At 75.1% G+C, this 24,919-nt stretch carries 24 protein-coding genes; 10 read left to right on the plus strand and 14 right to left on the minus strand.

All coding sequences use genetic code 11. The annotated features are described in order from the left end of the window. Positions 1 to 53 precede the first annotated feature (53 nt). Both CRP51_RS14975 and CRP51_RS14980 read left to right on the plus strand, forming a co-directional pair. Positions 54 to 542: a phage holin family protein gene (locus CRP51_RS14975; protein ID WP_097231682.1), complete on the plus strand. Its 489-nt coding sequence runs from the start codon at positions 54 to 56 to the stop codon at positions 540 to 542. Beyond that, on the plus strand, positions 539 to 1,474 hold the full coding sequence (locus CRP51_RS14980; RefSeq protein WP_097231683.1) for an alpha/beta fold hydrolase: 936 nt from the start codon (positions 539 to 541) through the stop codon (positions 1,472 to 1,474). The genes CRP51_RS14975 and CRP51_RS14980 overlap by 4 nt, the downstream gene beginning before the upstream one ends. A gap of 499 nt (positions 1,475 to 1,973) precedes the next feature. Here the strand turns inward: CRP51_RS14980 and CRP51_RS14990 are convergent, their stop codons facing one another. From CRP51_RS14990 to nth, 3 genes are all read right to left on the minus strand, one after another. Continuing rightward, entirely contained in the window at positions 1,974 to 3,161 is a 1,188-nt protein-coding gene (locus CRP51_RS14990) for a MarP family serine protease (RefSeq protein WP_097231685.1), read from the minus strand. Between the two features lie 31 nt (positions 3,162 to 3,192). Next, on the minus strand, positions 3,193 to 3,831 hold the full coding sequence (locus tag CRP51_RS14995; RefSeq protein ID WP_245880596.1) for an NUDIX hydrolase: 639 nt from the start codon (positions 3,829 to 3,831) through the stop codon (positions 3,193 to 3,195). Positions 3,832 to 4,041: 210 nt separating this feature from the next. Further along, on the minus strand, positions 4,042 to 5,001 hold the full coding sequence (nth, locus tag CRP51_RS15000) for an endonuclease III (RefSeq protein WP_170970560.1): 960 nt from the start codon (positions 4,999 to 5,001) through the stop codon (positions 4,042 to 4,044). A gap of 191 nt (positions 5,002 to 5,192) precedes the next feature. On the opposite strand from nth, the gene CRP51_RS15005 reads away from it, so the two are divergent. Then, complete coding sequence (locus CRP51_RS15005; RefSeq protein ID WP_097231687.1) at positions 5,193 to 5,867, plus strand: Crp/Fnr family transcriptional regulator; 675 nt, start codon at positions 5,193 to 5,195, stop codon at positions 5,865 to 5,867. A 61-nt stretch (positions 5,868 to 5,928) separates the two neighbouring features. Here the strand turns inward: CRP51_RS15005 and CRP51_RS15010 are convergent, their stop codons facing one another. From CRP51_RS15010 to CRP51_RS29565, 5 genes are all read right to left on the minus strand, one after another. Continuing rightward, entirely contained in the window at positions 5,929 to 6,783 is an 855-nt protein-coding gene (locus CRP51_RS15010) for an MBL fold metallo-hydrolase (protein ID WP_097231688.1), read from the minus strand. Next, positions 6,780 to 7,655, minus strand: coding sequence for an NUDIX hydrolase (locus tag CRP51_RS15015; protein WP_097231689.1), 876 nt, complete (start codon positions 7,653 to 7,655; stop codon positions 6,780 to 6,782). Before CRP51_RS15015 ends, CRP51_RS15010 begins: the two co-directional genes overlap by 4 nt. Positions 7,656 to 7,821: 166 nt before the next feature. Further along, a complete protein-coding gene (locus CRP51_RS15020) occupies positions 7,822 to 8,940 on the minus strand; it encodes a potassium channel family protein (RefSeq protein ID WP_097231690.1) in 1,119 nt (372 codons plus the stop codon). Then, complete coding sequence (locus CRP51_RS15025) at positions 8,937 to 10,298, minus strand: molybdopterin molybdotransferase MoeA (RefSeq protein ID WP_099459310.1); 1,362 nt, start codon at positions 10,296 to 10,298, stop codon at positions 8,937 to 8,939. Before CRP51_RS15025 ends, CRP51_RS15020 begins: the two co-directional genes overlap by 4 nt. Further along, positions 10,295 to 11,161, minus strand: coding sequence for an NTP transferase domain-containing protein (locus CRP51_RS29565; protein ID WP_097231750.1), 867 nt, complete (start codon positions 11,159 to 11,161; stop codon positions 10,295 to 10,297). Before CRP51_RS29565 ends, CRP51_RS15025 begins: the two co-directional genes overlap by 4 nt. A 359-nt stretch (positions 11,162 to 11,520) precedes the next feature. On the opposite strand from CRP51_RS29565, the gene CRP51_RS15035 reads away from it, so the two are divergent. Genes CRP51_RS15035 through CRP51_RS15045 form a run of 3 tightly spaced genes read left to right on the plus strand, consistent with a single transcriptional unit; the run spans position 11,521 to position 13,602 of the window. Then, complete coding sequence (locus CRP51_RS15035; RefSeq protein ID WP_097231691.1) at positions 11,521 to 11,997, plus strand: Lrp/AsnC family transcriptional regulator; 477 nt, start codon at positions 11,521 to 11,523, stop codon at positions 11,995 to 11,997. 30 nt (positions 11,998 to 12,027) lie between these two features. Next, the gene (locus CRP51_RS15040) at positions 12,028 to 12,942 is read left to right on the plus strand and encodes an ATP-grasp domain-containing protein (protein WP_097231692.1); all 915 of its coding nucleotides are present in this window, start codon (positions 12,028 to 12,030) and stop codon (positions 12,940 to 12,942) included. 45 nt (positions 12,943 to 12,987) lie between these two features. Next, positions 12,988 to 13,602 (plus strand): dihydrofolate reductase family protein, encoded by a 615-nt coding sequence (locus CRP51_RS15045; protein ID WP_097231693.1) that lies wholly within the window; start codon positions 12,988 to 12,990, stop codon positions 13,600 to 13,602. A 22-nt stretch (positions 13,603 to 13,624) separates the two neighbouring features. Here CRP51_RS15045 and CRP51_RS15050 read toward each other — a convergent pair whose 3' ends face one another. After that, a complete protein-coding gene (locus tag CRP51_RS15050; RefSeq protein WP_097231694.1) occupies positions 13,625 to 14,842 on the minus strand; it encodes a nitric oxide synthase oxygenase in 1,218 nt (405 codons plus the stop codon). A gap of 274 nt (positions 14,843 to 15,116) precedes the next feature. On the opposite strand from CRP51_RS15050, the gene paaN reads away from it, so the two are divergent. Next, positions 15,117 to 16,790, plus strand: a complete 1,674-nt coding sequence (gene paaN, locus CRP51_RS15055; RefSeq protein ID WP_097231695.1) for a phenylacetic acid degradation protein PaaN — start codon at positions 15,117 to 15,119, stop codon at positions 16,788 to 16,790. 83 nt (positions 16,791 to 16,873) lie between these two features. On the opposite strand, the gene CRP51_RS15060 is transcribed toward paaN, so the two are convergent. Further along, positions 16,874 to 17,086 carry a hypothetical protein gene (locus CRP51_RS15060; RefSeq protein WP_097231696.1) on the minus strand — a complete coding sequence of 71 codons (213 nt, stop codon included), beginning with the start codon at positions 17,084 to 17,086 and terminating at the stop codon, positions 16,874 to 16,876. 414 nt (positions 17,087 to 17,500) lie between these two features. Between CRP51_RS15060 and CRP51_RS15065 the strand changes: the two genes are divergently transcribed. Beyond that, complete coding sequence (locus CRP51_RS15065) at positions 17,501 to 18,190, plus strand: HAD family hydrolase (RefSeq protein ID WP_097231751.1); 690 nt, start codon at positions 17,501 to 17,503, stop codon at positions 18,188 to 18,190. A 180-nt stretch (positions 18,191 to 18,370) separates the two neighbouring features. Here the strand turns inward: CRP51_RS15065 and CRP51_RS15070 are convergent, their stop codons facing one another. Next, a complete protein-coding gene (locus tag CRP51_RS15070; RefSeq protein ID WP_245880589.1) occupies positions 18,371 to 19,504 on the minus strand; it encodes a helix-turn-helix domain-containing protein in 1,134 nt (377 codons plus the stop codon). Between the two features lie 180 nt (positions 19,505 to 19,684). On the opposite strand from CRP51_RS15070, the gene CRP51_RS15075 reads away from it, so the two are divergent. Next, entirely contained in the window at positions 19,685 to 20,467 is a 783-nt protein-coding gene (locus CRP51_RS15075) for a DUF4232 domain-containing protein (RefSeq protein WP_097231698.1), read from the plus strand. Between the two features lie 79 nt (positions 20,468 to 20,546). Here CRP51_RS15075 and CRP51_RS15080 read toward each other — a convergent pair whose 3' ends face one another. The 3 genes from CRP51_RS15080 to CRP51_RS15090 are packed head-to-tail and all read right to left on the minus strand — an operon-like array spanning position 20,547 to position 23,535. Next, positions 20,547 to 21,290: a TrmH family RNA methyltransferase gene (locus CRP51_RS15080; RefSeq protein WP_097231699.1), complete on the minus strand. Its 744-nt coding sequence runs from the start codon at positions 21,288 to 21,290 to the stop codon at positions 20,547 to 20,549. Further along, positions 21,287 to 22,615, minus strand: coding sequence for an HTTM domain-containing protein (locus tag CRP51_RS15085; RefSeq protein ID WP_245880590.1), 1,329 nt, complete (start codon positions 22,613 to 22,615; stop codon positions 21,287 to 21,289). Before CRP51_RS15085 ends, CRP51_RS15080 begins: the two co-directional genes overlap by 4 nt. Next, positions 22,612 to 23,535, minus strand: a complete 924-nt coding sequence (locus CRP51_RS15090) for a DUF5819 family protein (RefSeq protein ID WP_141514610.1) — start codon at positions 23,533 to 23,535, stop codon at positions 22,612 to 22,614. Before CRP51_RS15090 ends, CRP51_RS15085 begins: the two co-directional genes overlap by 4 nt. 168 nt (positions 23,536 to 23,703) lie before the next feature. Between CRP51_RS15090 and CRP51_RS15095 the strand changes: the two genes are divergently transcribed. Next, positions 23,704 to 24,852 (plus strand): aminotransferase class I/II-fold pyridoxal phosphate-dependent enzyme, encoded by a 1,149-nt coding sequence (locus tag CRP51_RS15095; RefSeq protein ID WP_097231701.1) that lies wholly within the window; start codon positions 23,704 to 23,706, stop codon positions 24,850 to 24,852. Positions 24,853 to 24,919 lie beyond the last annotated feature (67 nt).

Genomic DNA, 24,919 nt, shown 5'->3' on the forward strand with positions numbered 1-24,919 from the left:
CTACTGTCACGTGCACCTACCGCAACCACGCCAGGAGAGAAAGTGAGAACGCGATGAGCGCAGCCGACGAGGGGCGCAGCCTCGGAGAGTTGGTCGCCTCGGCGACCGGCGAGCTGTCCGGTCTGGTGCACGACGAGATCGCCCTCGCCAAGGCCGAGATCCGACAGGACGTCAAACGCGCCCTCTTCGGGAGCGTCGCCGGGGTGGTGGCGGCCGGGCTGGTCGTCTTCGCCGTGCCGCTGCTGAGCTTCGCGCTGGCGTTCTGGCTGCGGAACTGGTGGGACCTCCCGCTGGCCATCGCCTGTCTGATCGTCGCCGGCATCTATCTGGTGCTGGCGCTGTTGATGGCGCTGTGGGCGAAGCGCAAGCTCGGGAAGATCTCGCCGCCCGAGCGGTCCATCCGTTCCGCCAAGGAGTCGGCGACCGTGCTCTCCCACGCCAAGCCGCGCCCCCGCGACGGGGCATCCGACGTGGCCGCCGATCGGGCCGAGACCTCCGACGCGCGGGCCGTGGCCGGCGACCGCGCCGGCTCGTCCACATGACACACGCCGACCACTCCGGGATGCGTTCCTCGGTGATCCTCCGGGACGGACCGTGGACGCATCGCGATGTCGCGGCCAACGGCGCGCGGTTCCATATCGCCGAGACGGGCGAGGGGCCGCTGGTGTTGCTGGTGCACGGGTTCCCCCAGTTCTGGTGGACCTGGCGGCACCAGCTGACGGCGCTGGCCGAGGCCGGGTTCCGGGCCGTGGCCATGGATCTGCGGGGCATCGGCGGCAGCGACCGCACCCCGCGCGGCTACGATCCGGCGAATCTGGCGCTCGACGTGACCGGCGTGATCCGTTCGCTCGGGGAGCCGGACGCCGCGCTGGTCGGGCACGATCTCGGCGGCTATCTGGCGTGGACGGCGGCTGTGATGCGGCCCAAGCTGGTGCGGCGGCTGGCGGTCTCCTCGATGCCGCACCCGCGGAGTTGGCGCGCCGCGCTGCTGCGGGACCCCCGGCAGACGGCGGCCAGCCGCTACGTGTGGGGCTTCCAGCGTCCCTGGCTGCCGGAGCGTCAGCTGGTCGCGGACGAGGGGGCGCTGGTGGGGCGGCTGCTGCGGCAGTGGTCGGGGCCCCGTCAGCCGGAGCCGGCCGACGTGCTGGTCTACCGGCAGGCGATGTGCGTGCCCTCCACCGCGAACTGCGCGGTCGAGCCGTACCGCTGGCTGGTGCGTTCGCTCGTGCGTCCGGACGGGGTCCAGTTCAACCGGCGCATGAAGCGGCCGGTGCTGGTGCCCACGCTCCATCTGCACGGTTCCCTGGATCCCGTGGTGCGCACGCGCAGCTCGGCCGGGTCGGGGGAGTATGTGGAGGCGCCCTACCGCTGGCGGCTCTTCGACGGTCTGGGGCACTTCCCGCACGAGGAGGACCCGGCCGCGTTCAGCACCGAGCTGATCGACTGGCTGCGCGATCCCGAGCCGGACCGCTGAGGCGCGCCGGACCGCTGAGGCGCGCCGGCCCCCTGGCGGGCCGCCGGCCCCCCGGTGCCTTCCGCGGCGCCCCTTCTCCCGTCGTGTCCTCCCGTCGCGGGACGTTTCGTCAACGCACCGTAGACGCCTGGTCTACGGGCGGTTGACGGGGCCTCGGGGCCGTTGGCAACTGCCAGTCGCATACGCCCGTGGACTTCGCGGATCTGGGTTACTGACCTTGGAGCACGGGCAGGGACGTGTTATGGGCTGGACGCACGAATACCGTGACGTGGCACGTGAACCAAGCGGCAATGGGGCCGCCACCCGGGCGCGAGGCGCCGCTCGCGACTTCCGGGGTGGCCCGTTGCCCGACACGGCGATCAGATTTCCGGATATCCTCCGCCGTCGCGCGCGCTGGGTCAGCGCCCGCCTGCGGCACCCGCGCGGCTGAGCCCCACGCTCCGCGCCGAGCACTCGACACCTCACGAACCGAGCACCCCCACATCTCACCGAACGGCCGTCATGCCGGCGCGCAGCGCCCGGTGTTCACCGGCCGTTCGGCGGTACGCCCGCGGGCGGCCATCTCCCGTACCTCGTCCGAGGTCAGCGCGTACCCCGTGCTGTCCTCGTCGAGGGAGCGGGCGAAGACCACCCCCAGCACCTCGCCCTCTGGCGACAGCAGCGGGCCGCCGGAGTTGCCCGGGCGAATGGTGGTGTGGAGCGAGTACACCTCCCGGTTGACCATGTCGCCGCGGTAGATGTCCGGGCCCCTGGCCCGGTAGCGGTCCCGGACGCGGGCCGACCCGACCTCGTACGGGCCGCCCTCGGGGAACCCGACGACCACCGCGCCGTCCGCCGACTCGGCCGCCCGCGCGCTGAACGGCAGGGCGGGCGACGGGAGGCCCGGCACGTCGATCACGGCGATGTCGCGCAGCGGGTCGAAGAGCACCACCTCGCCGGGGAAGCGTTCCCCGAGCCCGCCGACGCGCACCAGCGGCGCGCCCACGCCGCCGACGACGTGCGCGTTGGTCATCACCTTCCCGGGAGCGAAGACGAAACCGGTGCCCTCCAGGGTGCGCCCGCAGCCGGGCGCCGAGCCCTCGATCCGCACCACGGAGCGCCAGACGCCGCTCAGCGCCGGCGCGTCGACCAGCTCCGGGTCGGGCGGCGGCACCCGGGTGATCGGCTCGGTGCCGATCGGCGCGGCCAGCCCCCGCGGGGCACCGGGCGCGAGCACCCCGCTCAGCTCTCCGGCCCACCCCTCGGCCTCGGCAGGCAGGGCGCGGGAGACCCCGAAGAGGACGCGGGAGGAACGCAGTTCGCTGCCGAGCGTGCCGGAGGTGACCAGCGTCAGCGCGGAGCCGAAGAGCCACGCGACGAGCAGCAGCGCAAGGGCGTGCACGAGCGCCCCGCCGGCCGCGTCGACGGCGCGGGCCGCCGGCCAGGTGACCAGCGCGCGCAGCCGGGCGCCGAGCAGCGTCGCGGTGGCCTGCCCGACCACGGCCGCCGAACCCAGCAGCACCAGCCCGGCGGCGGCGCCCGCGGTGCCCGTGCCCTCCGGCCAGAGCAGGGTCAGCGCGCGGGTCGCGAGCAGCACTCCGGTCAGCAGGCCGACCGCCGAGCAGACGCCGAGCAGCAGCCCCCGGCCGTAGCCGATGACCGCGAGCGAGCCGGCGGCCAGCAGCAGCGAGACGTCGAGGACGTTCACCCGGCCACGTTCTCACGGGGCCGGGCGTGGCTCACGCCGAGTGGTCCAACGGGAGCAGCCGCCCGTCGTCCCAGGGCTTCTCCCAGCCGCCGTAGTGCAGCAGGCGGTCGATCACCCCCGCGGTGAAGCCCCAGACCAGGGTGTCGGCGACCTCGAAGCAGGGCCCCCGGTAGCCGCTGGGGTGGAGCGCGGTGCCCCGGTGCGCGGGGTCGCACAGCCGCGCGAGCGGGACGGTGAAGACCCGCGCGGTCTCGGCCGGGTCCTGCGGGGCGACGGGGGTCGGCTTGCGCCACCAGGCCAGCACGGGGGAGACCACGAAGCGGCTGACCGGGATGTAGAGCCGGGGCAGCGTGGCGAAGATCCGCACGCCTGCCGGGTCGAGCCCGGTCTCCTCCTCGGCCTCGCGCAGCGCGGCCCGCCAGGGGCCGGCGCCCTCCGGGTCGCCGTCCTCGGGGTCCAGGGCGCCGCCGGGGAACGAGGCCTGGCCGGCGTGCTGGCGCAGGCTGCTGGCCCGTTCCAACAGCAGCAGCTCGGGGCCGCACTCGCCCTCGCCGAAGAGCACCAGCACCGCCGAGGGGCGCCCGCCGTCGGGCGGCGGCAGGAAGGCGCTGAGCTGGCGCGGCTCGATGGTGCGCGCGGCCTCGGCCAGCGGGCGCAGCCACGCGGGCAGCTCGTCCCGCGCCTCGGCGCCCGGCGGGTCCGCCGAGGGGGCAAGGGGGTCCGCCGAGGGGGCACGGGGATCCGCCGAGGGAACGCGGGGGCCTTTGACCCCGGGGCCGGGGCCGGCGGCACGAGGACGGGGGTCGGCGGGGTGAGGGCTGGTCAAGGGCGGGCTCCCTGGGCAGAGGTGGCGGGGCGGCGGGCGGACGCGGGCCGCGGGTCAGGCCCCGTCCGCCGGGGTGCCCAGGGGCGGTGCCGGCCGGCCCGGGTAGTCGGCCGGGGGCTTCAGCCGCTGCCCTGGCTGGCCGCCCATCTCGTACTTCAGCAGCTTCCGCGCCTTCTCCGGGTCGGTCTCGCCCTCACCGAACGACGGGCAGAGGTGCGCGATCGGGCAGGCGCCACAGGCCGGCTTGCGGCTGTGGCAGATCCGGCGGCCGTGGAAGATCACCCGGTGCGACAGGGTCGTCCAGTCCTTCCGGGGAAAGATCTCGGCCACTTCCGCCTCGATCTTCACCGGGTCCTCCTGCTCGGTCCACTTCCACCGGCGCACCAGCCGCTGGAAGTGGGTGTCCACCGTGATCCCGGGGCGGCCGAACGCGTTCCCCAGGACCACGTGCGCGGTCTTGCGGCCGACGCCGGGCAGGGTCACCAGGTCCTCGAGTCGGCCGGGGACCTCACCGTCGAAGCGGTCGCGCAGCGCGGTGGAGAGGCCGATCAGCGAGCGGGCCTTGTTGCGGAAGAAGCCGGTGGGGCGGATCAGCTCCTCCAGCACCGAGGGGTCGGCGGCCGCCAGGTCCTCGGGGGTGGGGTAGGCGGCGAAGAGCTTGGGCGTCGTCTGGTTGACCCGCAGGTCGGTGGTCTGCGCGGAGAGGACCGTGGCGACCAGCAGCTGGAACGGGTCCTCGAAGTCCAGCTCGGGGTGGGCGTAGTAGTACACCTCGCCCAGCGCGCGGTAGGTCCGGCGCGCCCGGCGCACCATGGCCAGCCGGCTCTCGCCCTTCGCGGCGGCGCCCCCTCGGCGGCCCGCCGGGGACGGGCTCACCCGCCCGGCCGCGCCCTGTTCGCCCTCAGCGGAATCCTGCCGTGCGTTCACCCGGGTGGCCCTCGCTTTCTCCCGCTCCACCGCACGCGCGCCCGCGTCCGCTGGCCACCCGGCCAGCGTAAACGGGAGGGCCGACATTCGCCCCGCCCTCCGGCCTTTCGCCCACCGAACGGGCCCCTGCCGTGGGCCGGTACGCACCGGTGCGTCAGACTTGTACCCGCTGGCCACGCCGGGACGTCCGGCATGATGAGAAGGTCAAATCGTTCCCCGGCGCCCGGCCGGGGGGCTGGAAGACCACCGGCCCTCGCGGCCGACAAGGAGAGGAACCCGTGGACGACGTACTGCGGCGTGCCCCGCTCTTCGCGGCACTCGACGACGAGCAGGCCGCCGAGCTGCGCGCTTCCATGACCGAGGCCACGCTCGCCCGTGGCGACACCCTCTTCCACGAGGGGGACCCCGGCGACCGGCTCTATGTCGTCACCGAGGGCAAGGTGAAGCTGCACCGCACCTCGCCCGACGGCCGGGAGAACATGCTGGCCGTGCTCGGCCCCGGCGAGCTGATCGGCGAGCTGTCGCTCTTCGACCCGGGCCCGCGCACCGCCACCGCGACCGCCGTCACCGAGGTCCGGCTGCTCGGCCTCGGCCACGGCGACCTCCAGCCCTGGCTCAGCACCAGGCCCGAGGTCGCCTCCGCGCTGCTGCGCGCGGTGGCCCGCCGGCTGCGGCGCACCAACGACAGCATGTCCGACCTGGTCTTCTCCGACGTGCCTGGGCGCGTCGCCAAGGCGCTGCTCGACCTCTCCCGCCGCTTCGGCGTGCAGTCGGAGGAGGGCATCCACGTGGTGCACGACCTGACCCAGGAGGAGCTCGCCCAACTGGTGGGAGCCTCCCGCGAGACGGTCAACAAGGCGCTGGCGGACTTCGCCGCCCGGGGTTGGCTGCGCCTGGAGGCCCGCGCGGTGATCCTGCTGGACATCGAGCGCCTGGCGCGGCGCTCGCGCTGACCCCTTCCCGTTCCTCCCGCGCGCGGGGCGTGTGGCGTCACGCCGCCGGCGCGCGGGGGGCTCAGCCGTGCGCCGGCGGCCTCCGCAGGCGTCCGCGTTCCCTCAGGTGGTCGAGTTGCGCGCGGACGGAGAGTTCCGCCGCCGGCCACAGGGCCCGGTCGACGGCCGCGTAGACCTCGGCGACCACCTGTTCCGGGGTGGTCAGCCCACGTTCCACCGCCGCCTCCACCTGGGCGAGGCGCTCCGCGCGGTGGGCGAGATAGTGGTCGATCGCGCCCTGCGCGTCGGCGAGCACCGGACCGTGGCCCGGCAGCACGGTGTGCGCGCCCGCCTCGCCCTCGGTGAGGGAACGCAGCCGGCGCAGCGAGTCCAGATAGTCGCCGAGCCTGCCGTCCGGGTGCGCCACCACGGTGGTGCCCCGGCCGAGCACGGTGTCGCCGGTCAACAGGGCGCCGTCGGCCGGCAGATGGAACGAGAGCGAGTCCCCGGTGTGCCCCGGGGTCGCGACCACCCGCAGCTCGATGCCGCCGGTGGTGACCACGTCGCCGTCGCCCAGTCCCTCGTCGCCGAGCCGCAGCGCCGGGTCCAGCGCCCTGACCGGGGCGCCCGTCAGCTCGGCGAACCGGACGGCGCCCTCGGCGTGGTCCGGGTGGCCGTGGGTGAGCAGCACCAGGTCGACGCGTTGGCCGCGCGCGGTGACCGCGTCCCGCACGGCGCGCAGATGCCCCTCGTCGCGGGGGCCCGGGTCGACGACGACGGCGCGCGCGGCGTCGGGCTCGGCGAGGATCCAGGTGTTGGTGCCGTCCAGGGTCATCGGGGAGGCGTTGGGCGCCAGCACGGAGGTCGCGCGGGCGGTGATCCGGCCTCTGGGCGCCGCGCCGCTGGGCCGTCCCGGGGGCGTCGCCGCGCCGGTCACCGGCCGCTCACCCGCTTCTCGAACTCCTCGTGGCCCGGCCAGCTCAGCACCACCTCGTCACCGACCAGGGTGGCGCGGGCGAGCACCGGCGCCAGGTCGTGGTCGGCGGCGCCGGCCAGCGCCTCCGCGGCCGTGCGGTGCGGCAGCAACTGGCGGAGGGTGGCGGCGGTGGGCGGCATCATCAGCATCTCGCCCCGTTCGAAGCCGGCGACCGCCTCGGCCGGCGACAGCCAGGCGGCGTGGTCGGCCTCCGTCGAGGCGTTCCTGGTGCGCTGCCCCGGCGGCAGGGCGGCGGCGTAGAACCAGGTGTCGTAGCGCCGGCTCTCGAACTCCGGGGTGATCCAACGCGCCCAAGGCCGCAGCAGGTCGCCGCGCGGCACCAGCGCTCGGCGGGCGAGAAAGGCGCTGAACGACAGCTCCCGGTCGACCAGTGCGCGGCGGTCGGCCTCCCAGTCGTCGCCGGTGACGTCGTCGACGAGGCTGTGCCGGTCGGGGCCGGCGAGCAGCACCCCGGCCTCCTCGAAGAGTTCGCGGAGCGCGGCGAGGACGGTCGCGGCGGGGGCGGGCGCGGCGGGGCGCGTGGCGTCGCGGGGGTCGACGCCGCCGTCACCGTCGCGGGGGTCGACGCCGCCGCCGGGGTAGGCGTACGCGCCGCCGGCGAACGCCATCGAACGGCGGCGGCGCAGCAGGAACACCTCGGGGCCGGTGGGGCCTTCTGCGGTGCCGGCGGCGTCGCGCAGCAGCAGCACGGTGGCGGCGGGGCGTGCGGGAACGGGGGTCAGCTCGCCCCTGGCCAGGGCGCGGATGCGCTCCGGCCACTCGGCGGGGAACCACTGTCCGGTGGCGGGCGTGTCTCCGCTGGTCGTTGCCATGGCGGGGATGCTACGCGCGAAGAGGGTGCCTCCGGCAGGGGTCACCCGCCCGGTGCGGCACCGCGGGCGCCCTCGCCCCGTCGTGAGGGCGACAGACCCGCCGGGCCGCGGAACGACCACCCAGCCAGCCAGGCCGGTGGTCGACCGCGCCCCGCCGGCAAGGCGGTCAGCGGCGGGGGATGCGCCAGGAGCCGGGGCCCTTCTCCCGGGGGCGGCGGGGCGGGTGGTGTTCCTCCTCGGGGCGGACGCGGTGGATCACGACCAGCCGGTCGGTCAGTTCCAGGGTGGCGACGTCCGGGTCGTCGTAGGGCAGCATCCGGTGGCCGCGTATCACCGACACGACCAGGTCCGCGCACTCGCGCGGCGAGCGGCCCGCCTCCTCGCTGGTGACGGGGCGTTCCTTGAGAGAGAGGCCCTTGCCGTGCTGGATCAGGTCCTCCATCACCGCGCCCGAGCTGGGGCTGATCATGGACAGGCCGAGCAGTCGGCCGACGGCGCTGGCGCTGGTGATCACCGAGTCGGCGCCGGACTGCCGCAGCAGCGGGACGTTCTCCTGCTCGCGGACGGAGACGACGATCCGGACCTGCTTGCTGAGTTGGCGGGCGGTCAGGGCCACCAGCACGGCGGTGTCGTCGCGTTGGGTCGCGATGACGACCTGCCGGGCCCGGTCGGCCCTCGCGCGCACCAGGACGTCGCTGCGGGTGGCGTCGCCGACGACGCCCGCGTAGCCGAGCGCGTTGGCCGACTCGACGACGGTCGCGTCGGGGTCGACGACGACCAGCTGGTCCTGGTTGAGGCCCCCGCTGATCAGCGTCTCCGCCGCCGAGCGGCCCTTGGTGCCGAAGCCCACGATGACGGTGTGGTCGCGCAAGTGCTTCCTCCAGTAGGAGAGCCGCCACTGGTCGCGGGTGCGCTCGGTGAGCACCTCGAGGGTGGTGCCGACCAGGATGATCAGGAACGCGACCCGCAGCGGGGTGATGCAGAACGTGGTCATCAGCCGCGCCCCGTCACTGGCGGGGACGACGTCCCCGTAGCCGGTGGTGGAGAGCGAGACCGTGACGTAGTAGAGGACGTCGGTGAAGCTGACCTCGTTGTCGTGGTTGTCGTGGTAGCCGCGACGGTCGAGCCAGACCAGCACCACGGCCAGCGCCATCACCCCGGTCGCGAGCAGCAGCCGGCGGGCCACCTGGACCAGGGGGCCGGCGGCGTAGCGCGGGAGCGAGACGCCGGGGGAACGGTCCTGGTAGACGGGCCGGTCGTCCGTGGGGGTGCTGGGAAGTCTCATGCCTCTGGGAGGTCGAGGAGGCGCACCTCGGCGTGGGCCTCGGCGCCTCCGGGCGGGATCACCGCCAGGGCTGTGGCGGCCGCGATGCCGCGCAGCATGGCCGGGCCAGCGTAGCTCAGAGGTCGGACGGTGGCGGGGTCGGTGCGGTGGACGACCGGGACCAGCCGGGAGTCGCGGGGGTGGCCCGCGACCGGTTCCGCCAGGAGCGCCGCGCGGTCCTCGGCGAGCGGCCGGTCGGTGAGGGCGCGCAGCAGCGGGCCGGCCAGGGTGAGCAGCCCGGAGACGGCGGCCAGCGGGTTGCCGGGGAGGCCGACCAGCGGGACCGCGCCGGGGAGCTCGGCCAGCAGCATGGGGTGCCCCGGGCGGACGGCGACGCCGGTGACCAGCGGGCGGGCGCCACGTTCGCGCAGCACGCGGCGGAGCAGGTCGACGGGGCCCGCGGCGGTGGAGCCCGTGGTGACGACGAGGTCGGCGCGGGTGGTGGCGACGGCCTCGGCGAGCGCCTCGGCGTCGTCGCCGAGGCGGCGGGTGACCAGCACCTCGGCGCCGAGGGCGGTCAGCCAGGGCCCGACCATGGGGCCGAGGGCGTCACGCACCCGGCCGTCGTGCGGCAGCCCCCGGTGGAGGAGTTCGTCGCCGAGGACCAGCACCTCGGCACGCGGGCGCGGCCGGACGGTGAGCCGGTCGTAGCCGGCGGCGGCGGCGAGGCCGAGGGCGGCGGGGGTGAGGGGCGCGGCCGACGGCAGCAGCGCGGCGCCGCTGCGGCACTCCTGGCCGCGCGGGCGGATGTCGGCACCCGGCTCGGGGGTGTGGCCGGTGAGCAGGGCCCGGTGGACGGCGCCGGCCTCGGAGCGGAGCACGGCGGTGGCGCCCTCGGGCAGGCGCGCGCCGGTGGCGATGGGGATCGCGAGGCCGTCGGTCAGCGGCGTGGCGAGCGGCCCGCCGGCCAGCGCGGGCGGCCCCTCGACCAGCCGCCAGGGCCCCGGACCCGCGACGGCCCAGCCGTCCATGGCCGAGGTGTCGAACGCGGGCAGGTCGGTGAGGGCGTGCAACGGGGAGGCCAACGTGTGGCCGCCCGCCTGCTCCAGCGGCAGCCCCCGGGGCGCGAGGGGGCGGAACGCACGGTGTGCGAGCTCCCGCGCGCGCTCCCACGCCGGGTGGTGCGCGCCGGTGTCGTCCCGTTCCCCCTCCTCGGCAGCGTGCTCCGGAGCGCCGCCGGGGGCGTCCTCCTCCGTCCGCGCGCCCCCCGACTCCGCGCGCCCCAGGCCGGGGGTGGCGCGCGCCCGGCGCCGTCCCGCGCCGTCGCGCCCGGCCGGGCCGTTGGCCAGGGCCAGCGCGTCGTCGAAGTCGTCGATCACGGCCGCGCCTCCGGCTCGGCCCGCTCCCGCGCCCAGTCCTCGGCGAGGGCGGCGACGCGGGCGGCGGCCTCGGCCGGGGGGAGCCCGGTGCGGCCGGCCGCGTAGCCGATGAGAAAGGTGGTCAACGGGGCCGCCGGGCGCGTGACGCCGTGCGCGGCGTCGCGGGCCGCGTCCAGCAGCGCCTTGGTGTCCACGTCGAGTTCCACGCCGAGTTCGGCCTTGACCGCCGCGATCCATTCCTCAAGCACCACCCCATGGTCGCCGATGGCGGCGCGGGCGACGGCGATGTCAGGCCAGGTGTCGCAGTCCAGCGCCGGGGGTCCCGGCAACCGGCGCAGCCGCAGGCCGCCGAGGGCGGCGCGCAGCGGCCGGCCGGCCAGCGCCGCCGGCGCCTCGCCGAGCGCGGCGAGCGCGGCGCGCAGCGCGGCGGCCCGGTAGACGCCGGTCAGCGGCTGGTCCCGCCCCCCGGGGTCGACCAGCAGCGCGCCGTCGGCGTCCGGCGGCAGGGCGGCGGCCAGCCGGGGCACCGTCGCGGCGTCGAGGAACGGCAGGTCGGCGGCGAGCACCGCGACCAGCGGGCGTTCGGTGAGCGCGAGGCCGGCCGCCAGCGCCGGCAGCGGCCCGCCGCCGGGCGGCTCCTCGCGGGTCCACCGGACCGGCCGCGCGGTGCGCCGTCTCGGCCCGACCACGACCGGGTCGGGGCCGCCGGCCGGGCAGCCGGCCAACACCCGGTCCAGCAGCGTCCGTCCGCCGACGCGCACCGCCGGCTTGTCGGCCCCGCCGAGCCGGCGCGCCGCTCCCCCGGCCAGCACCACCGCCTCGGGCGCCGCGTCGGGGTCCTGGTGCTCGCTCGCCGCCGTCATGGCCGTCACCGTAGCGCTCCCCTCCCCGTCGCGCCCCCGTCCAGGGCCCCGACCCCGCCCGGGCGCCCGGCCGTCGCCCGGCGCCCGGGGCGGGGTCGCCACAGGGGCCGCCGCCGCCTGGTGCCTGGGCGGACGGGTGGGGTCGGCCTCGCTGTGGAGGAAGGTCGGCGGACGAGGCCCTGGGCCGCCGCGCGCCGACCGGGTTCGTGCCGAGCGACCCGCGACGAAACGCGACGCTCTCCCCACAGATTGTTCGAACCGACCGGCGAAATGGCTAGCCGCGGTGACGCCCTGTGGACAGTCGGCCGCATATGCCGTGATATGGGGCCAGGACGTCCAGGGAGGGGAGGCTCAACGGGATGCCGGAGGACCAGTTGCCCAACGGGGGCGAACGGCCGCTCGACGCGATAGACGAGTCGATACTGCGACTGCTGCGGAACGACGGCCGCGCCTCGGTGCGTTCGGTCGCCGAACGGGTGCACATCTCGCGGGCCAACGCCTACGCGCGCATCAACCGCCTCGTCGAGGGCCAGGTGATCAGGGGGTTCACGGCCAGGATCGACCAGGAGCGGGCCGGGCAGGCCACCTGCGCCTATGTCACGTTGAAGATCGTCCAGAACAGCTGGCGCACCGTCCGCGAGCAGTTGGCCCGGCTGCCGGGGGCCGCGCACATCGCCCTGGTCAGCGGGGACTTCGACGTGCTGCTGCTGGTCCACACCGCCGACAACCAGCAGCTGCGCGAGCTGGTGCTCACCCGTATCCAGGCCATCCCCGAGGTGCTCTCCACCCGCACGCTGCTGGTGTTCGAGGAGACCGACCTGCTGCCCGAGCCGTAGGGCGGGGCGCGTCCCCGTTACGGTGGCCCCGTGCGCACGCGTGTCGAACGTCTGGCCTGGGTGACCACCCGCGCGGCCCGGGGGCGGGACGAGGACGAGCCGCTGGCCCTGGCCGCGCTGGAGCGGGCCGGGGTGCGGGTGGAGGTGGTCGACTGGGACGACCCCGGGGCGCGGTGGTCCCGTTTCGACCGGGTGGTCGTGCGCTCGGCCTGGGACTATCCGGAGCGCCTCGCGGAGTTTCTGCGGTGGCTCGACGAGGTGGACGCGGTCAGCGATCTCGTGAACCCGCCGGCGACCGTGCGGTGGAGTCTGGACAAGCGGTATCTGGCGGAGCTGGAGGGCGCCGGGATACCGACGACACCGACCGCGTTCGCGCCCCCGGGCGCCCCGGTGGCGTTCCCCGCCGGCCGGTTCGTCGTCAAACCCGCCGTCGGGGCCGGCAGTCGCGACGCCGCTTCCTACGGCCCCGACCAGCACGAGCCGGCGCGGGCCCACGTCGCACGGCTTCATGCGGCGGGCACGGTGGTGCTGGTGCAGCCGTTCCTCTCGTCGGTCGCCGCCGAGGGCGAATGGCCGCTGGTCTTCTTCGACGGGGTCTTCAGCCATGCCGCGAACAAGCGGGTGGCCCTCCCCCGCGCCGGGTCGATCGACGGTCTCTTCGCCGAGGAGACCAACACCGAGCACGTCGCCACCGAGGCCCAGCTCGCGGTCGCCCGTTCCGTGACGGACCTGGTCGCCAGGCGGCTCGGGACCCCGACCTACGCCCGGGTGGACCTGGTCAGGGACGACGCGGGGGCCTTCCGGGTGCTGGAGCTGGAGCTGAACGAACCGTCGCTCTTCCTGCCGCAGGGCGGCGCCGACGCCGTGGAACGCCTCGTCGCGGCGCTGCTGCGGTGGCCACCCGTGGGGCGCGGCCCGGGTCGCGCGGCGCCCGCCGCCGGGTGACGGTGGTCCCGGGGGCAGGCCACGCGCAGTGAAGGAGCGCCAACGATGAGACTCACCCTGACCCAGTTCGTCTCGCTGGACGGCGTGGTGCAGGGCCCCGGCGGGCCGCACGAGGACACCACGGACGGCTTCACCCGCGGCGGCTGGGTGGTCCCCTACGCGGACGAGGCGATGGGACGGCTGGTCAGCGGCTGGTTCGCGGAGGCCGACGCGTTTCTGCTGGGCCGGCGGACCTACGAGATCTTCGCCGCGCACTGGCCGCTGATCAGCGACCCGGACGACATCGTGGCCGTGAAGCTCAACGGCCTGCCCAAGTACGTCGCCTCCGGCCGGCTGCGCACCCCCTCCTGGCAGGGTACCGAGGTGCTGGGACCCGACGTCGTCGCCGAGGTCGCCGAGCTGCGGGCACGGCCGGGCCGCGAGCTCCAGGTGCACGGCAGCGGCCGGCTGGCCAGGACGCTGCTGGCGGAGGGGCTGGTCGACGAGGTGCGGCTGCTGACGTTCCCCGTGGTGCTGGGCGGCGGCCGGCGGCTCCTGCCCGAGGGCTCCCCGCCGGCCGCCCTGCGGCTGACCCACACGGAGGCCACCCCGACCGGAGTCGTGGTCCAGGTCTACGAGCCGGCGGGCGAACTGGCCACCGGCTCCTTCGAACTGACCTGACCCGGCCCGGGACGGCCCGCCGTCACCGGAGGGGGCCCGGGACGTCGCCCGCGTTCCGCGGCCCCGCCGGGCAGCGGCCGGCGGCACGCTCCCTGGCGTCGTCGTCGAGGAAGAAGTTGGGCCGCGACTCGACCTCGTCGTAGTAGCGGTGGAAGACCGGGGTGATCCCGCCGGAGAGCGGCGGGACGATCCAGCTCCAGTCGGTCGGCGCCGGGCGGCCCAGCCGCTCCTCGCGCTCCACATGGGTCAGGAAGTGCCGCGAGAGCGTGTGGTGGTCGGCGATCCTGACGCCGGCGCTCTCGAAGGAGTGCAGCACCGCGACGTTCAGCTCGACCAACGCCCGGTCCCGCCACAGCGTCGACTCCCTGCCGGTGTCGAGGCCGAGCAGTTCGGCCATCACGGGCAGCAGGTCGTAGCGGTCGGCGTCGACGAGGTTGCGGGCGCCGATCTCGGTGCCCATGTACCAGCCGTTGAACGGCGCCAACGGATAGTCCACGCCGCCGATCGACAGGCGCATGTGCGAGATCGCGGGGACGGCGTACCAGCGCAGGCCGAGCGCGTCGAACGCCGGCACGTCGGGGTGGCGCAGACGCACCTCGCGCACCTCCTCGCGCGGCACCTCCAGCACCCGCGGCGCTTCGTGCGCCACCTCCACCACCCACGGCAGGATGTCGTGGGCGCCGCCCGGCGCCCGCCAGCCGAGCCGGCGGACCGCCTCGGTGAACCCGACCCGGCCCGGGTCGCCGACGATCCCGCCGCGTTCGGCGCGGTAGCCGGCGTACCGGATCAACTGGTCGTTCCACACCCTCGGCGCCGGCCGGCCTGGCGCCTCCTGGGCGAAGACCGAGATCACCGGCCGGACGCGCCCCCCGTTGGTGGCCAGCCGCAGATGCTCCACCAGATGGCGGTGGATCTCCTCGGGCGTGCGGGCCGAACGCCGGTCCAGCACCCGCAGGTTGCGCCAGTAGAGGCGGCCGATGCAACGGGCCGAGTTGCGCCAGGCGGCCCGGCAGCCGAACTCCAGCTCGGCGGGCGTGTGCCGGTATGTGCCCGTGCGCGCGATCTCGGCGCGCACCGCGGCCAGCCGGGCCCCCAACGGGACCGGCTGCTCCGGCTCCTCCGCGTGGAACCGCCGCAGGAACGCCTCGGCCTCCTCCGGGTCGGGCGGGCGCCGGTCGCCGGTCGATGAGGCACCGGGAGCGGGGGACGCCGCCGCACCGCTCGCACCGTCGTACTGCATGGGCTCCCCGGTCTCGTCGCCAGGCGCGCGGCCTTCGGCACCGGTTCACCCTAGGCGGCCGACCGCCGCCCGGACCGCCGCGAACGGCACTGCGGCGCCCGGGAGTCGGGGTCCGCGCGGCTCCGCCCGAGGAGGACGCGGCGAGACGGACGCCCCGCCGGACACCCGTTCCCCGGGTGACGCTCTCCGAGAGCGGCGGGCGACGCGCCCTAGCCCCGGCCGAGTGGCGGGTTGCACAATCGTGCCCACCCGCACCGCGAGGAGTTGGCCGTCGATGACCCCTTCGCTCACCCGCTCCCTGCTGACCGAACGCCACCGCCCCACCCTGGAGCGCGCCACCAGCGCGCTGCGGGAACGCGGACACTGGTCGGCGTACTCCGACAACCCGCGCGACTATTCCCGCGAGGAGGGCGCCGCCGCGTTCGACTCGCTCACCGGCCGCCGGTTCGCGCTGGACCAGCCGGGCACCGACGACTGGGTCGGCGCCGAGGTCTCGCCCTACGGACCGGCGTTGGGCATCAGCTATCCACGCCCCGACCCGGACGTGCTGCTGCCCGCGATGCGGGCCGCGCTGCCCGCCTGGCGGGACGCCGGGCCCGAGCTGAGGGCGCTGGTCTGCGTCGAGATCCTCTCGCGGATCGCCGCGCGCACCGCCGAGTTGGCGCACGCCGTCATGCACACCACGGGCCAGGGCTACGCCATGGCGCTCCAGGCCGGCGGGCCCAACGCGCTGGACCGCGGCCTGGAGGCCGTCGCCAGCGCGCTGGTCGAGCAGACCAGGCACCCGGCGACCACGGAGTGGACCAGGCCCCGGGGCCGCCACGAACCGCTGCGCGTCACCTCCACGTTGACCCCGGTACCGCGCGGCGTCGCGCTGCTGGTCGGCTGCCGCACCTTCCCGACCTGGAACGGCTACCCGGGGCTCTTCGCCTCCCTGGCCACCGGCAACCCGGTGCTGGTCAAGCCGCATCCGCGCGCGGTGCTGCCGCTGGCGCTGACCGTGTCGACGGCGCGCGAGGCGCTGGCGGAGGCGGGGTTCGACCCGCAGCTGGTGGCGTTGGCCGCCGAGGGGGACGGAGAGCACAGCGCACGGGCGCTGGCGGTCCGGGAGGATGTCCGGATCGTCGACTTCACCGGGTCGGCCGCCTTCGGCGACTGGCTGGAGGAGAACGCCGGGCAGGCGCGCGTCTACACCGAGAAGTCCGGCGTCAACACGGTGCTGTTGGACTCCACGGACGACTACCGGGGCCTGCTGGCCAACCTGGCGTTCTCGCTCTCCCTCTACAGCGGCCAGATGTGCACCACCCCGCAGAACCTGGTGATCCCGCGCGACGGGATCGGGACCGACGAGGGCCCCAAGGGCTTCGACGAGGTCGTCGCGGACCTGGCCGCCGCCGTCGACAAGCTGCTGGGCGACGACCGGCGCGCGGCCGGGCTGCTGGGCGCGGTCGCCGACCCCGGTGTGCTGTCCCGGATCGCCGCGGCCGGGGAGACCGGCGAAGTCGCGCTGGCCTCCCGCGAGTTCACGCATCCCGACTTCCCCGGGGGACGGGTGCGCACCCCGCTGCTGGTGCGGCTGGACGCGCGGCGGCCCGGGGTGGAGAGGACGCTGCTCGCCGAGTGGTTCGGGCCGGTGTCCTTCGCCGTGGCCGTCGACTCGACGGCGGAGGCGCTGGCGCTGCTGCGCCGCACGCTGCGGGAGCGCGGGGCGTTGACCGTGCTCGGCCACACGACCTCGCACGAGGTGGAACGCGACCTGGTCGGGGTCTGTCTGGACGAACGGGCGCAGCTCTCGCTGAACCTGACCGGCGGGGTGTACGTCAACCAGACCGCCGCGTTCGCCGACTACCACGGCAGCGGAGGCAACCCGGCGGGGAACGCGGCGCTGGTGGACGGGGCGTTCGTCGCGACCCGTTTCCACTGGGCGCAGGTGCGCCGCCCCGCCTGAACCGTCGGCATCCTCGCCTGCCCTCTCCCGCCTCCCACCTGCCGATCCGCTGGCCGGATCGTTTCAGCTGGGGGGCGGGAGGCTCAGGCGGGGCGCCAGAAGCGCCAGTTCTCGTCCAGCACGTCGGCGTTGCGCTGCTCCCACTCGGACGCGGCGCGAACCGCGTCGGCGGGACAGTGCCAGGGGCGGCCCCTGGTCAACGGCCGCAGCCGCAACCGCGGGCCGATCCGCCCCGCCACCCGCCCGACCCTGCCGCTCCTGGTGTCCACCACGCAGGCGCCGTCGGTCCAGGCCATCGAAACGCTCCCTCGCTCTGACACAGCCGTCCCCGGTGCTGTAGTCGGCTCGTCGCCGAGCGCACCGGACTCCTCCGGTACCCACTGTGCGGGGTGTCGAGGGGTGCTCGGTGCGAGGTTCCACCGCATTGCGCAACGGACTACCCCTTCGGGGGATGGCGCGCGAGTGACCTTGCCGCGCCGTTCGATAACCCGTGGGACGCTGCCCGCCGGACGTTGCCCGCCGCGCTTCGCGGAGGGCGCGCGCCCGGGGGCGCCGGGCGCGGTACGCCGGGAACGCGCGGGGTGGGGGCGCGGGGTGCTGGGCGCAGGATGCCTCATCCCCCGGTGCCGCGTCCCCGTTTCCCGGGGATGCCGCCCGCGCGAGGGATGGCCCCGTTCCGGTGGGACGATCCGCTCTATACGCTCCCCGCCATGATTCGAGCGGTGGTGTTCGACGTGGGTGAGTGCCTGGTGGACGAGAGCCGGGAGTGGGCCGGTTGGGCCGCCTGGCTCGGGGTGCCACGGCACACGTTCTCGGCGGTGTTCGGGGCGGCGCTCGCCCGGGGGCTCGACCCGAGGGAGGCGTTCGAGGTCTTCCGGCCCGGCTTCGACATGGCGCTGGAGCGCGAGAAGCGCACGGCGGCCGGGGAGCCGGAGTGGTTCGGGGAGAACGACCTCTACCCGGATGTGCGCATCACCATCAGAGTCATGCGGCAGGCCGGGATGTGGCTGGGCATCGCCGCCAACCAGAGCCCCGCGACGACACAGGTGCTGCGGACGCTCTTCTCCGGCTACGCGGGGCTGGTGCTCACCTCAAGCGACCTGGGCGTCGCCAAGCCGGATCCGCGTTTCTTCGAGCTGCTGGTCGAGGAGTTGGAGGTGGCGCCGGAGGAGATTCTCTACGTCGGCGACCGCCTGGACCACGACATCGCGCCGGCGGCGTCGGTCGGCCTGCGCACCGCGCTGATCAGGCGCGGGCCGTGGGCGACCATCCAACGCGACCACCCGGACGCGGAACGCCTGCCGACGATGCGGATCGACGGGCTGCGTGAGGTGCCGGAGCGCGTCGCCGCGTTCAACGAGGCGATGGCGGCGGGGGCGGCGACAGGCGGCATCGCGTAACCGCTGGGCCGCTGGCCGTGGGGCCGCGGGGCGGTGGGGCGACAGCGGTGCGTCGTGGCCGCGGTGAGTTGTCGGCCTCGCCCCGGTGGGCGGTCACCCGCGCGGTTCCCCGCACCCCCGAACCGCCCACCGGGGTGAGGCGACACCGCGCGAGCCAGGGTGCTCCGCTGTTCGCGCCGGCTACCCGCCGGCCGGGTTGTCGACGTCGAACCACTCCGTGCCGCCGATCATGTACCCCCACTCCGTCTGCCCGCTGGAGGCGCTCGTCCGGAACGACCTGCCCTCGTCGTCGACGCGGAGCGTTCCCGACTCGTCGCCGCTCGACCAGTCGAGTTCGAGGTGCCAGGTCACGTCCCGGCTCTCCGTGCGCGCGTCGAGGTAGAAGACCACCGGCTCGTTCTCGTCGACGGACAGCGGCAGGTCGTCCTGGTCGGGGTCGGCCACCAACTCGGGCGCCCCGGCGTCCAGATCGAGGGTGAAGTCGGTGGTCCGCACGGGGCCGCCGCCGCAGCCGGCGTAGCCGCCGTAGAGCTCCCACGGCAGCGGGTCGCCGGTCTCCGTGACGTTGACCCGCAGGTCGTTGAGGACGACGGTGGAGTCCCCGCTGCCCTGGATGGTGAACTCCATCAGCTGGCGGTCCGCCACCACCGCGCCCAGCGCCCGTACCCAGCCGTGCGCCTTGCCCTCGTCCGGCGGAGGCGGCACCTCGGCCGGCGGCCGGTCGACGAGGTAGAGCGCGCCGTCGCAGTTCTCGAACGCGAAGGGGCGGGTGGTCACGTTCAGGGGTGCGGTGCCCGTGACCGGGTTTCTGACGTAGTCCTTCTCCGCGCCGCCCTCCCCTTCGGGCAGGAGCACGGCCAGCAGGACCGCCGCGAGGCCGGCGGCGAGGGCGCCGCCCGCGATCCACGGCAGCGGCGGCCGGGGACGGCGGGGCGCGGCGGGTTCGGCCGGCGCGGCGGCGGGTTCCGGTTCCGGGAGCGGGTCCGCCGTGCCGGCGGAGGGCGCGGCCACGGGCCGCGTCGGCGCCTCGGGTTCGGCCGGCCGGGGGCCTTTGCGGTCCCGCTGCCGGGCGAGGTCCGCGGCGATCCAGCGCCGGTGCGCCTCGGATTGCTCCTCCGGCGTGGCGCGGCAGACCCTGGCGAAGCGTTCCACGATCGCGAACTCCGGCGGGAGCGCCTCGCCCCGGCAGTACCGGTGGAGGGTGGAGGCGCTGAGGTGGAGTCTCTGTGCCAGCACCCCGTAGCTCAGCTTGGAACGGGTCTTCCACTCCATGAGCAACGCGGCGAGATCCGCCGTCTCCGCACCCGGCGTCAACGTCCCAACCCCTCTTCGGCGTCCCGTCCCGGCATTCGATCCGCTCACCATACTTCCAGCTCAGCCCCCTCGGGGCCGTCCCACCCCTCCGAACCGGCCGTGTCCGCTGGCTGGTGGGACGGGAAGCGGCACATGCTGCCTCTCGTCACCGACCGACAGACCACGGAAGGAACACCCACCATGAAGACCCGCGCACCGCACCGCCGTTCCCGCGTTCGGACCGCCGCCGTCGCCGCGCTCGGCGTGGCGCTGACGATGGCGTCCCTCACCGCCTGCCAGGACGACGACAAGGACGACGCGAACGCCTCGCCCTCCCAGTCCTCTTCCACCGACTCGGGCGACTCGGGCGACTCGGACGGCGCCGCCGAGGAGGGCGAGGACGGCACGGAGGACGCGGCGGGGGACGACACGGAGGGCGACGGCAACGTCTCCGTCGACCCCGGCGCCGCGGACGACGAGGAGTCGGGCGGCGAGCCGGAGGCCACCCAGCCGGAGGCCGGGGAGGAGCCCCGCGAGGTGTCCTCCGAGGAGGCGGCCGAGTTCCCGCCCTGCGCCGAGGGCGGCGTCGAGTTGAAGGTCACCCCGGTCGAACGGCCGATCAACCACATGCTGTTGACCGTGACCAACACCGGCGACGAGACCTGTGCGGCCTACCACGCCCCGCTGCTGCGTCTGGGCGAGGACGCCCAGGCGCCCGCGCCGCGTAACGAGGACAGCAAGCCGCAGAGCGTCATCGTGCTGGACCCGGGCCAGGTGGCGTACGCGGGGCTGCTGACCTCCGACGCCTCGGGGGACTCCGGCGAGGGGCACACGATCGACAGTCTCGGCGTGACCCTCACCGACCGCGACGACCAGCCCACGGGCGGGCAGATCGACGTGCCGCTGCCCGGCGGCGAGATCCACGTCGACGACGCGGCGCAGGTCACCTACTGGCAGTCGTCGCTGGACAACGCGCTCTACTGAGGCCCGAGGGGGGAGAGGCAACGGCGTCCGAGGCGGCCGAGGGCCGCGTCGGGCGCCGCCGCGCGTGGGCCGCCGGCGTTCAACGGGCGGTGGCGCGCCAGTGGTAGAGCGTCATGGCCACGCTGGTGGCCAGGTTGTAACTGGAGACCCCGGGGCGCATCGGCAGCGCGACCAGCGCGTCCGCGCGGGCGCGCACCTCGGGCGTGAGCCCGGCGCGTTCGGAGCCGAAGGCGAGCAACGCGCCCTCGGGAACGGTCAGTCCGCGCAGGTCCTCGCCCTCCGGGTCGAGGGCGAGCAGCGGCCCCGCCGGCAGCCGGTCCACCTCCGTCCTGCCCACCGGCACCGCGTAGTGCAGCCCGGCCGAGGAACGCAGCACCGTCGGATGCCAGGGGTCCACCGTGCCCGTGGTCAGCACCCCGGCCGCGCCGACACCCGCCGCCAGGCGCACCACGGCGCCCACGTTGCCCAGATGGCGCGGCTGGTCCAGCACCACCAACGGGGCGCCCCGCCCGGCCGGCGGCGGCAGCAGCGCGGGGTCGGCGGGCGCCGGCTCCGCCAGCGCGGCGACGCCCGTGGGGTGCGGCCTGCCGACCAGTTCCCGCAGGGTCTCGGCCGGGACCTCCAGCAGCGTGGCGGCGAGGCGTTCGCCCAGGTCGGGCGCCAGCCGTTCCGCCAGCTCCCGGGTCGCGGCGGGGTCGACGGCGAGCGCCAGCTCCACCCGGGCGCCGAAGCGCAGCGCGTGCTTGAGCGCGTGGAAGCCGTCCAGCAGCACATGCCGTGCGGACAGCGCCCGCCAGCGCGCGCCCGCCTCGGCCGGCGTCACGCGCGTTCGGCCCCGGCCGGGGCCGGCGCGGGAGCGGGCGCCTCGGTCGGCGGCGCGGGCCGCTCGCCGCGCCCGACCAGCCGCGCCACCGGCGCCGTGACGCGGCGGGCGATCCGCCCGGTCCGGTCGCCTGCCCACAGCAGGAAGACGGTGGGCAGGAAGACGGCGTCCATCGCGATCATCGCCAGCGAGAAGAACGGCAGCCCCAGCATCACCGCGATCCCCAGGTGCTCGCCCATCATCAGAAACAGCAGCACGTTCTTGGCGCGGCGGTTGAGCAGCGCGAAGGGGAACGCGACCTGCACGATGACCGTTCCGTAGGTCAGCGCCAGCACCAGCAGGCCGCTGCCGGTGATCAGGTCGCTCAGCTCGGGCCAGGCGTTGAAGTAGTCCAGCTTCAGCGGGTAGAAGACCGCCGTGCCGTCCTGCCAGCGCGAGCCCTGGATCTTGTACCAGCCGGCGGTCGCGTAGATGACGCAGACCTCGAACATGATCACCAGCAGGGCCGCGTTGTGGACCAGGTTGCCGATCATCCGGGAGACGATCCGGGGCTCGCCCGGCGCGTACCTGGTGACCAGCCACCAGAACGCGTGCACCGCCCACATCCCGGCGAAGAACAGCGTCCACACCAGGCTGTCCATGCTCCCGGTCACGACGGAGAGCAGCAGCGCGACGCCGAGCACCGCCCAGATCGCCACGCCCACCGGGTCGTGCGTCGCCGGCACCCCGGCCGCCGCGCGGCGGGCGCGGCGCCTGGCGTCCAGCGACCAGACCTGGCCGCAGCGGGTGAGCACCAGGTACATCGCCATCAGATGGATGACGTTGTCGCCGCCGTCGCCCATGAAGACGCTGCGGTTCTGCACGGCGAGCACGCCGACCATGAAGAGCGTCGAGCTCGCCCTGGTGCGCCAGCCGAGCAGCAGCGCCACACAGGCGAGGATCGCCAGGTGGTAGACGAACTCGAACCACAGCGCCGAGTCCGACCACAGCAGCGGGGTGAACGCCCCGGTGTCGTCGACGAACCGACTGGCCAGGTCGTAGCCCCAGGGGCTGTCCGGGCCGTAGAGCAGTCCGCGGTTCGGCCACTCACGCACCAGGTACAGCAGCATCGTGAAGGCGAAGCCGATCCGCACGATCGCCGTCTGGTAGGGGCCGAGCGCCCGGCGGGTGATGTTGCCGATGCCGCGCAGCAGCGCGCCGTCGAACTTCCGGCCGAGGTCGGCGAACGGCGAGGGCGGCGGGGGGCCCCCGGCGTTCCGGGCCCCGGGCCCCCCGGGGCCGCCGCTCTCGGCGGCCGGCGCGGAACGGGGCGGGGGGACTGTCATGGCCGCGCCTCGTTCCCGTCGGTGTCGTCGTTCGCGTCGGCTGCGGTGTCACCGTCTGCTTCGGTGCCGCCGTCGGCGTCCTCGGTCTCACCCTCGGCCTCGGCGCCGCGGCCGGCGGCGTCGCCGCTGGTGCGGACGTCGGCCGGCAGGTCCTCGGTGGTCACCGTCCACCAGCCCAGCTCCTCGGCGGTGGGCTCGGTGTCGAAGTCCTCGCTGCGCCAGTTCGGCGCGGGAACGCGGGTGTTGACCACCCGCAGCTGGATGCGTTCCACGGTGGTCAGGTCGAGCCGGTCACCGAGCCGCTCCAGCGCGATCCGGTGCAGATAGCTCGCCGAGACCTCGCCGCGCATCCCGACCGGTTCGCCGTCGTCGTTGTGCGACTTCTCGTAGAAGTCCCAGCCGCGACGGAGCATGTTCTGGTTGGAGTGGCTGGGCAGCGGGTTGTGCCGGATCTGGTCGATCTCCCAGGCGGTGAGGTCGATCCACTCGGTGGTGCTCGGCGACTGACCCGCGCCCTCGCGTATCTCCGCGCGGGCGTGCACGGCGGTGTTCCGCTGGAGCGGGTTGGGCGCGAAGAGCTTCCAGTTCTGCTCGAACTCCGGGTACATGTACGCGCGGACCGTGCCCCAGTGCTCCTCGCGCACCGTGTTGGACGGCGCGACGAAGAGGAAGATCATCGCCAGGTGCCAGCACGCGTAGACCGCGAGCGCGCCGATGGCCACCGCGACGACCGCGCGCGCCGGCAGGGACAACGCCCCCAGCCGCACGGACTCCAGCGAGTCGTCGTCCACACCGCCGGCGAGCGGGCCGCCACCGCGCGCGCGGTCGTCACGCGCGCCGTCGTCGGACGGCGTCACGGTGCTCGCACGCTCCTCGCCGGGCTCGCCCCTCGCCCCGGCGGCGGAGTCGGATGACATCATCTCGGTCCGCTCCCCCATCGCCGCCCTCGCGGCGGCACCACTCCACGCTTTCCACGCTTTCCACGTGATGACCCCAGCACCGTATCCCGTTCGGTACCGCTCGTGACACCGGAGTCTCCCGACCCGGGACCGGGCGGCGCGCGCGGCGCCGAGACCTATCGTGGGCCCATGCGCCGCGCCAACGAGACCTCGATCTTCACTGAGATGACCGAACTCGCCCACCGCACCGGGGCGGTCAACCTGGGCCAGGGCGTGCCCGACCTGGACTCGCCGCCCGAGCTGCTCGCCGGAGTCGCCGAGGCCGTACTGGCCGGCCGGAACCAGTACCCGCCGGCCGCCGGCCACCCGACGCTGCGTGCGGCCGTCGCCGACCACCAGCGCCGGCACTGGGGGATAGAGCTGGACCCGACGGCCCAGGTGCTGGTCACCACGGGCGCCACCGAGGCGCTCGCCTCGGCCGTGCTCGCGCTGACCGGGCCGGGCGACGAGATCGTCGCGTTCGACCCCTGCTACGACGCCTACCCGGCGGACGCCCGGCTGAGCGGCGCCACCCTCGTGCCGGTGCCGCTCACGGTCGACGGCGACGGCTTCGCGCTCGACGCGGACGCGCTGCGCGCCGCCCTCACCCCGCGCACCCGCCTGCTCGTCCTGAACTCGCCGCACAACCCGACGGGGAAGCTCTTCACCCCCGACGAGCTGACCCTGATCGCCGAGCTGTGCGTCGAACGGGACCTGACCGTGCTCACCGACGAGGTCTACGAGCACCTGGTCTACGACGGGGCCCGGCACGTGCCGATCGCGACCCTGCCGGGGATGGCCGAACGCACCCTGACCGTCTCGTCGGCCGGGAAGACGTTCAGCGTGACCGGCTGGAAGGTCGGCTGGATCAGCGGCCCGGCCGAGCTGGTGACCGCCGTCGCGTCGGTCAAGCAGTGGCTGACGTACGCCTCGGGCACCCCGTACCAGGAGGCGATCGCCGCCGCGCTGGGAACGGTGGACACCTGGGCGGCCGGGCTGCGGACCACGCTCACGGAGGGGCGCGACCTGCTGGCCGCCGGCCTCACCGAGGCGGGCCTCAGGCCGCTCCGCGCGGACGCCGGGTACTTCCTCCAGGCCGACGTGCGGCCCTGGGGCTTCACGGAGGGGCTCGCGCTCTGCCGCCGGCTGCCGGAACTGGCCGGGGTGGTGGCCATCCCGACCAGCGCGTTCCAGCAGGGCGTGGACACGATGCCGTGGCTGGTCCGCTTCTCCTTCTGCCGCCGCCACGATGCGCTGCGCGAGGCGGTCACCCGCGTGACGGCGGCGTTCGCCGGGTAGCCCTGGGGGCGGGCCGCCCTGACCGCGACGCCAGGCACGGGGAACCCACCACCGGGGCCCACGCCGA

Source organism: Streptomyces zhaozhouensis (assembly GCF_900230195.1).
Taxonomy (GTDB): domain Bacteria; phylum Actinomycetota; class Actinomycetes; order Streptomycetales; family Streptomycetaceae; genus Streptomyces; species Streptomyces zhaozhouensis.

What these genes read in the sequence shown, in the direction of transcription:
- CRP51_RS15035 (WP_097231691.1), top strand. Translation starts at nt 11,521, where the DNA reads ATGCCGGAGGACCAGTTGCCCAACGGGGGCGAACGGCCGCTCGACGCG.
- CRP51_RS15020 (WP_097231690.1), bottom strand. Translation starts at nt 8,940, where the DNA reads ATGAGACTTCCCAGCACCCCCACGGACGACCGGCCCGTCTACCAGGAC.
- CRP51_RS15090 (WP_141514610.1), bottom strand. Translation starts at nt 23,535, where the DNA reads ATGATGTCATCCGACTCCGCCGCCGGGGCGAGGGGCGAGCCCGGCGAG.
- CRP51_RS15060 (WP_097231696.1), bottom strand. Translation starts at nt 17,086, where the DNA reads ATGGCCTGGACCGACGGCGCCTGCGTGGTGGACACCAGGAGCGGCAGG.
- CRP51_RS14975 (WP_097231682.1), top strand. Translation starts at nt 54, where the DNA reads ATGAGCGCAGCCGACGAGGGGCGCAGCCTCGGAGAGTTGGTCGCCTCG.
- CRP51_RS29565 (WP_097231750.1), bottom strand. Translation starts at nt 11,161, where the DNA reads ATGACGGCGGCGAGCGAGCACCAGGACCCCGACGCGGCGCCCGAGGCG.
- CRP51_RS15045 (WP_097231693.1), top strand. Translation starts at nt 12,988, where the DNA reads ATGAGACTCACCCTGACCCAGTTCGTCTCGCTGGACGGCGTGGTGCAG.
- nth (WP_170970560.1), bottom strand. Translation starts at nt 5,001, where the DNA reads ATGTCGGCCCTCCCGTTTACGCTGGCCGGGTGGCCAGCGGACGCGGGC.
- CRP51_RS15075 (WP_097231698.1), top strand. Translation starts at nt 19,685, where the DNA reads ATGAAGACCCGCGCACCGCACCGCCGTTCCCGCGTTCGGACCGCCGCC.
- CRP51_RS14980 (WP_097231683.1), top strand. Translation starts at nt 539, where the DNA reads ATGACACACGCCGACCACTCCGGGATGCGTTCCTCGGTGATCCTCCGG.
- paaN (WP_097231695.1), top strand. Translation starts at nt 15,117, where the DNA reads ATGACCCCTTCGCTCACCCGCTCCCTGCTGACCGAACGCCACCGCCCC.
- CRP51_RS15015 (WP_097231689.1), bottom strand. Translation starts at nt 7,655, where the DNA reads ATGGCAACGACCAGCGGAGACACGCCCGCCACCGGACAGTGGTTCCCC.
- CRP51_RS15065 (WP_097231751.1), top strand. Translation starts at nt 17,501, where the DNA reads ATGATTCGAGCGGTGGTGTTCGACGTGGGTGAGTGCCTGGTGGACGAG.
- CRP51_RS15085 (WP_245880590.1), bottom strand. Translation starts at nt 22,615, where the DNA reads ATGACAGTCCCCCCGCCCCGTTCCGCGCCGGCCGCCGAGAGCGGCGGC.
- CRP51_RS15095 (WP_097231701.1), top strand. Translation starts at nt 23,704, where the DNA reads ATGCGCCGCGCCAACGAGACCTCGATCTTCACTGAGATGACCGAACTC.
- CRP51_RS15050 (WP_097231694.1), bottom strand. Translation starts at nt 14,842, where the DNA reads ATGCAGTACGACGGTGCGAGCGGTGCGGCGGCGTCCCCCGCTCCCGGT.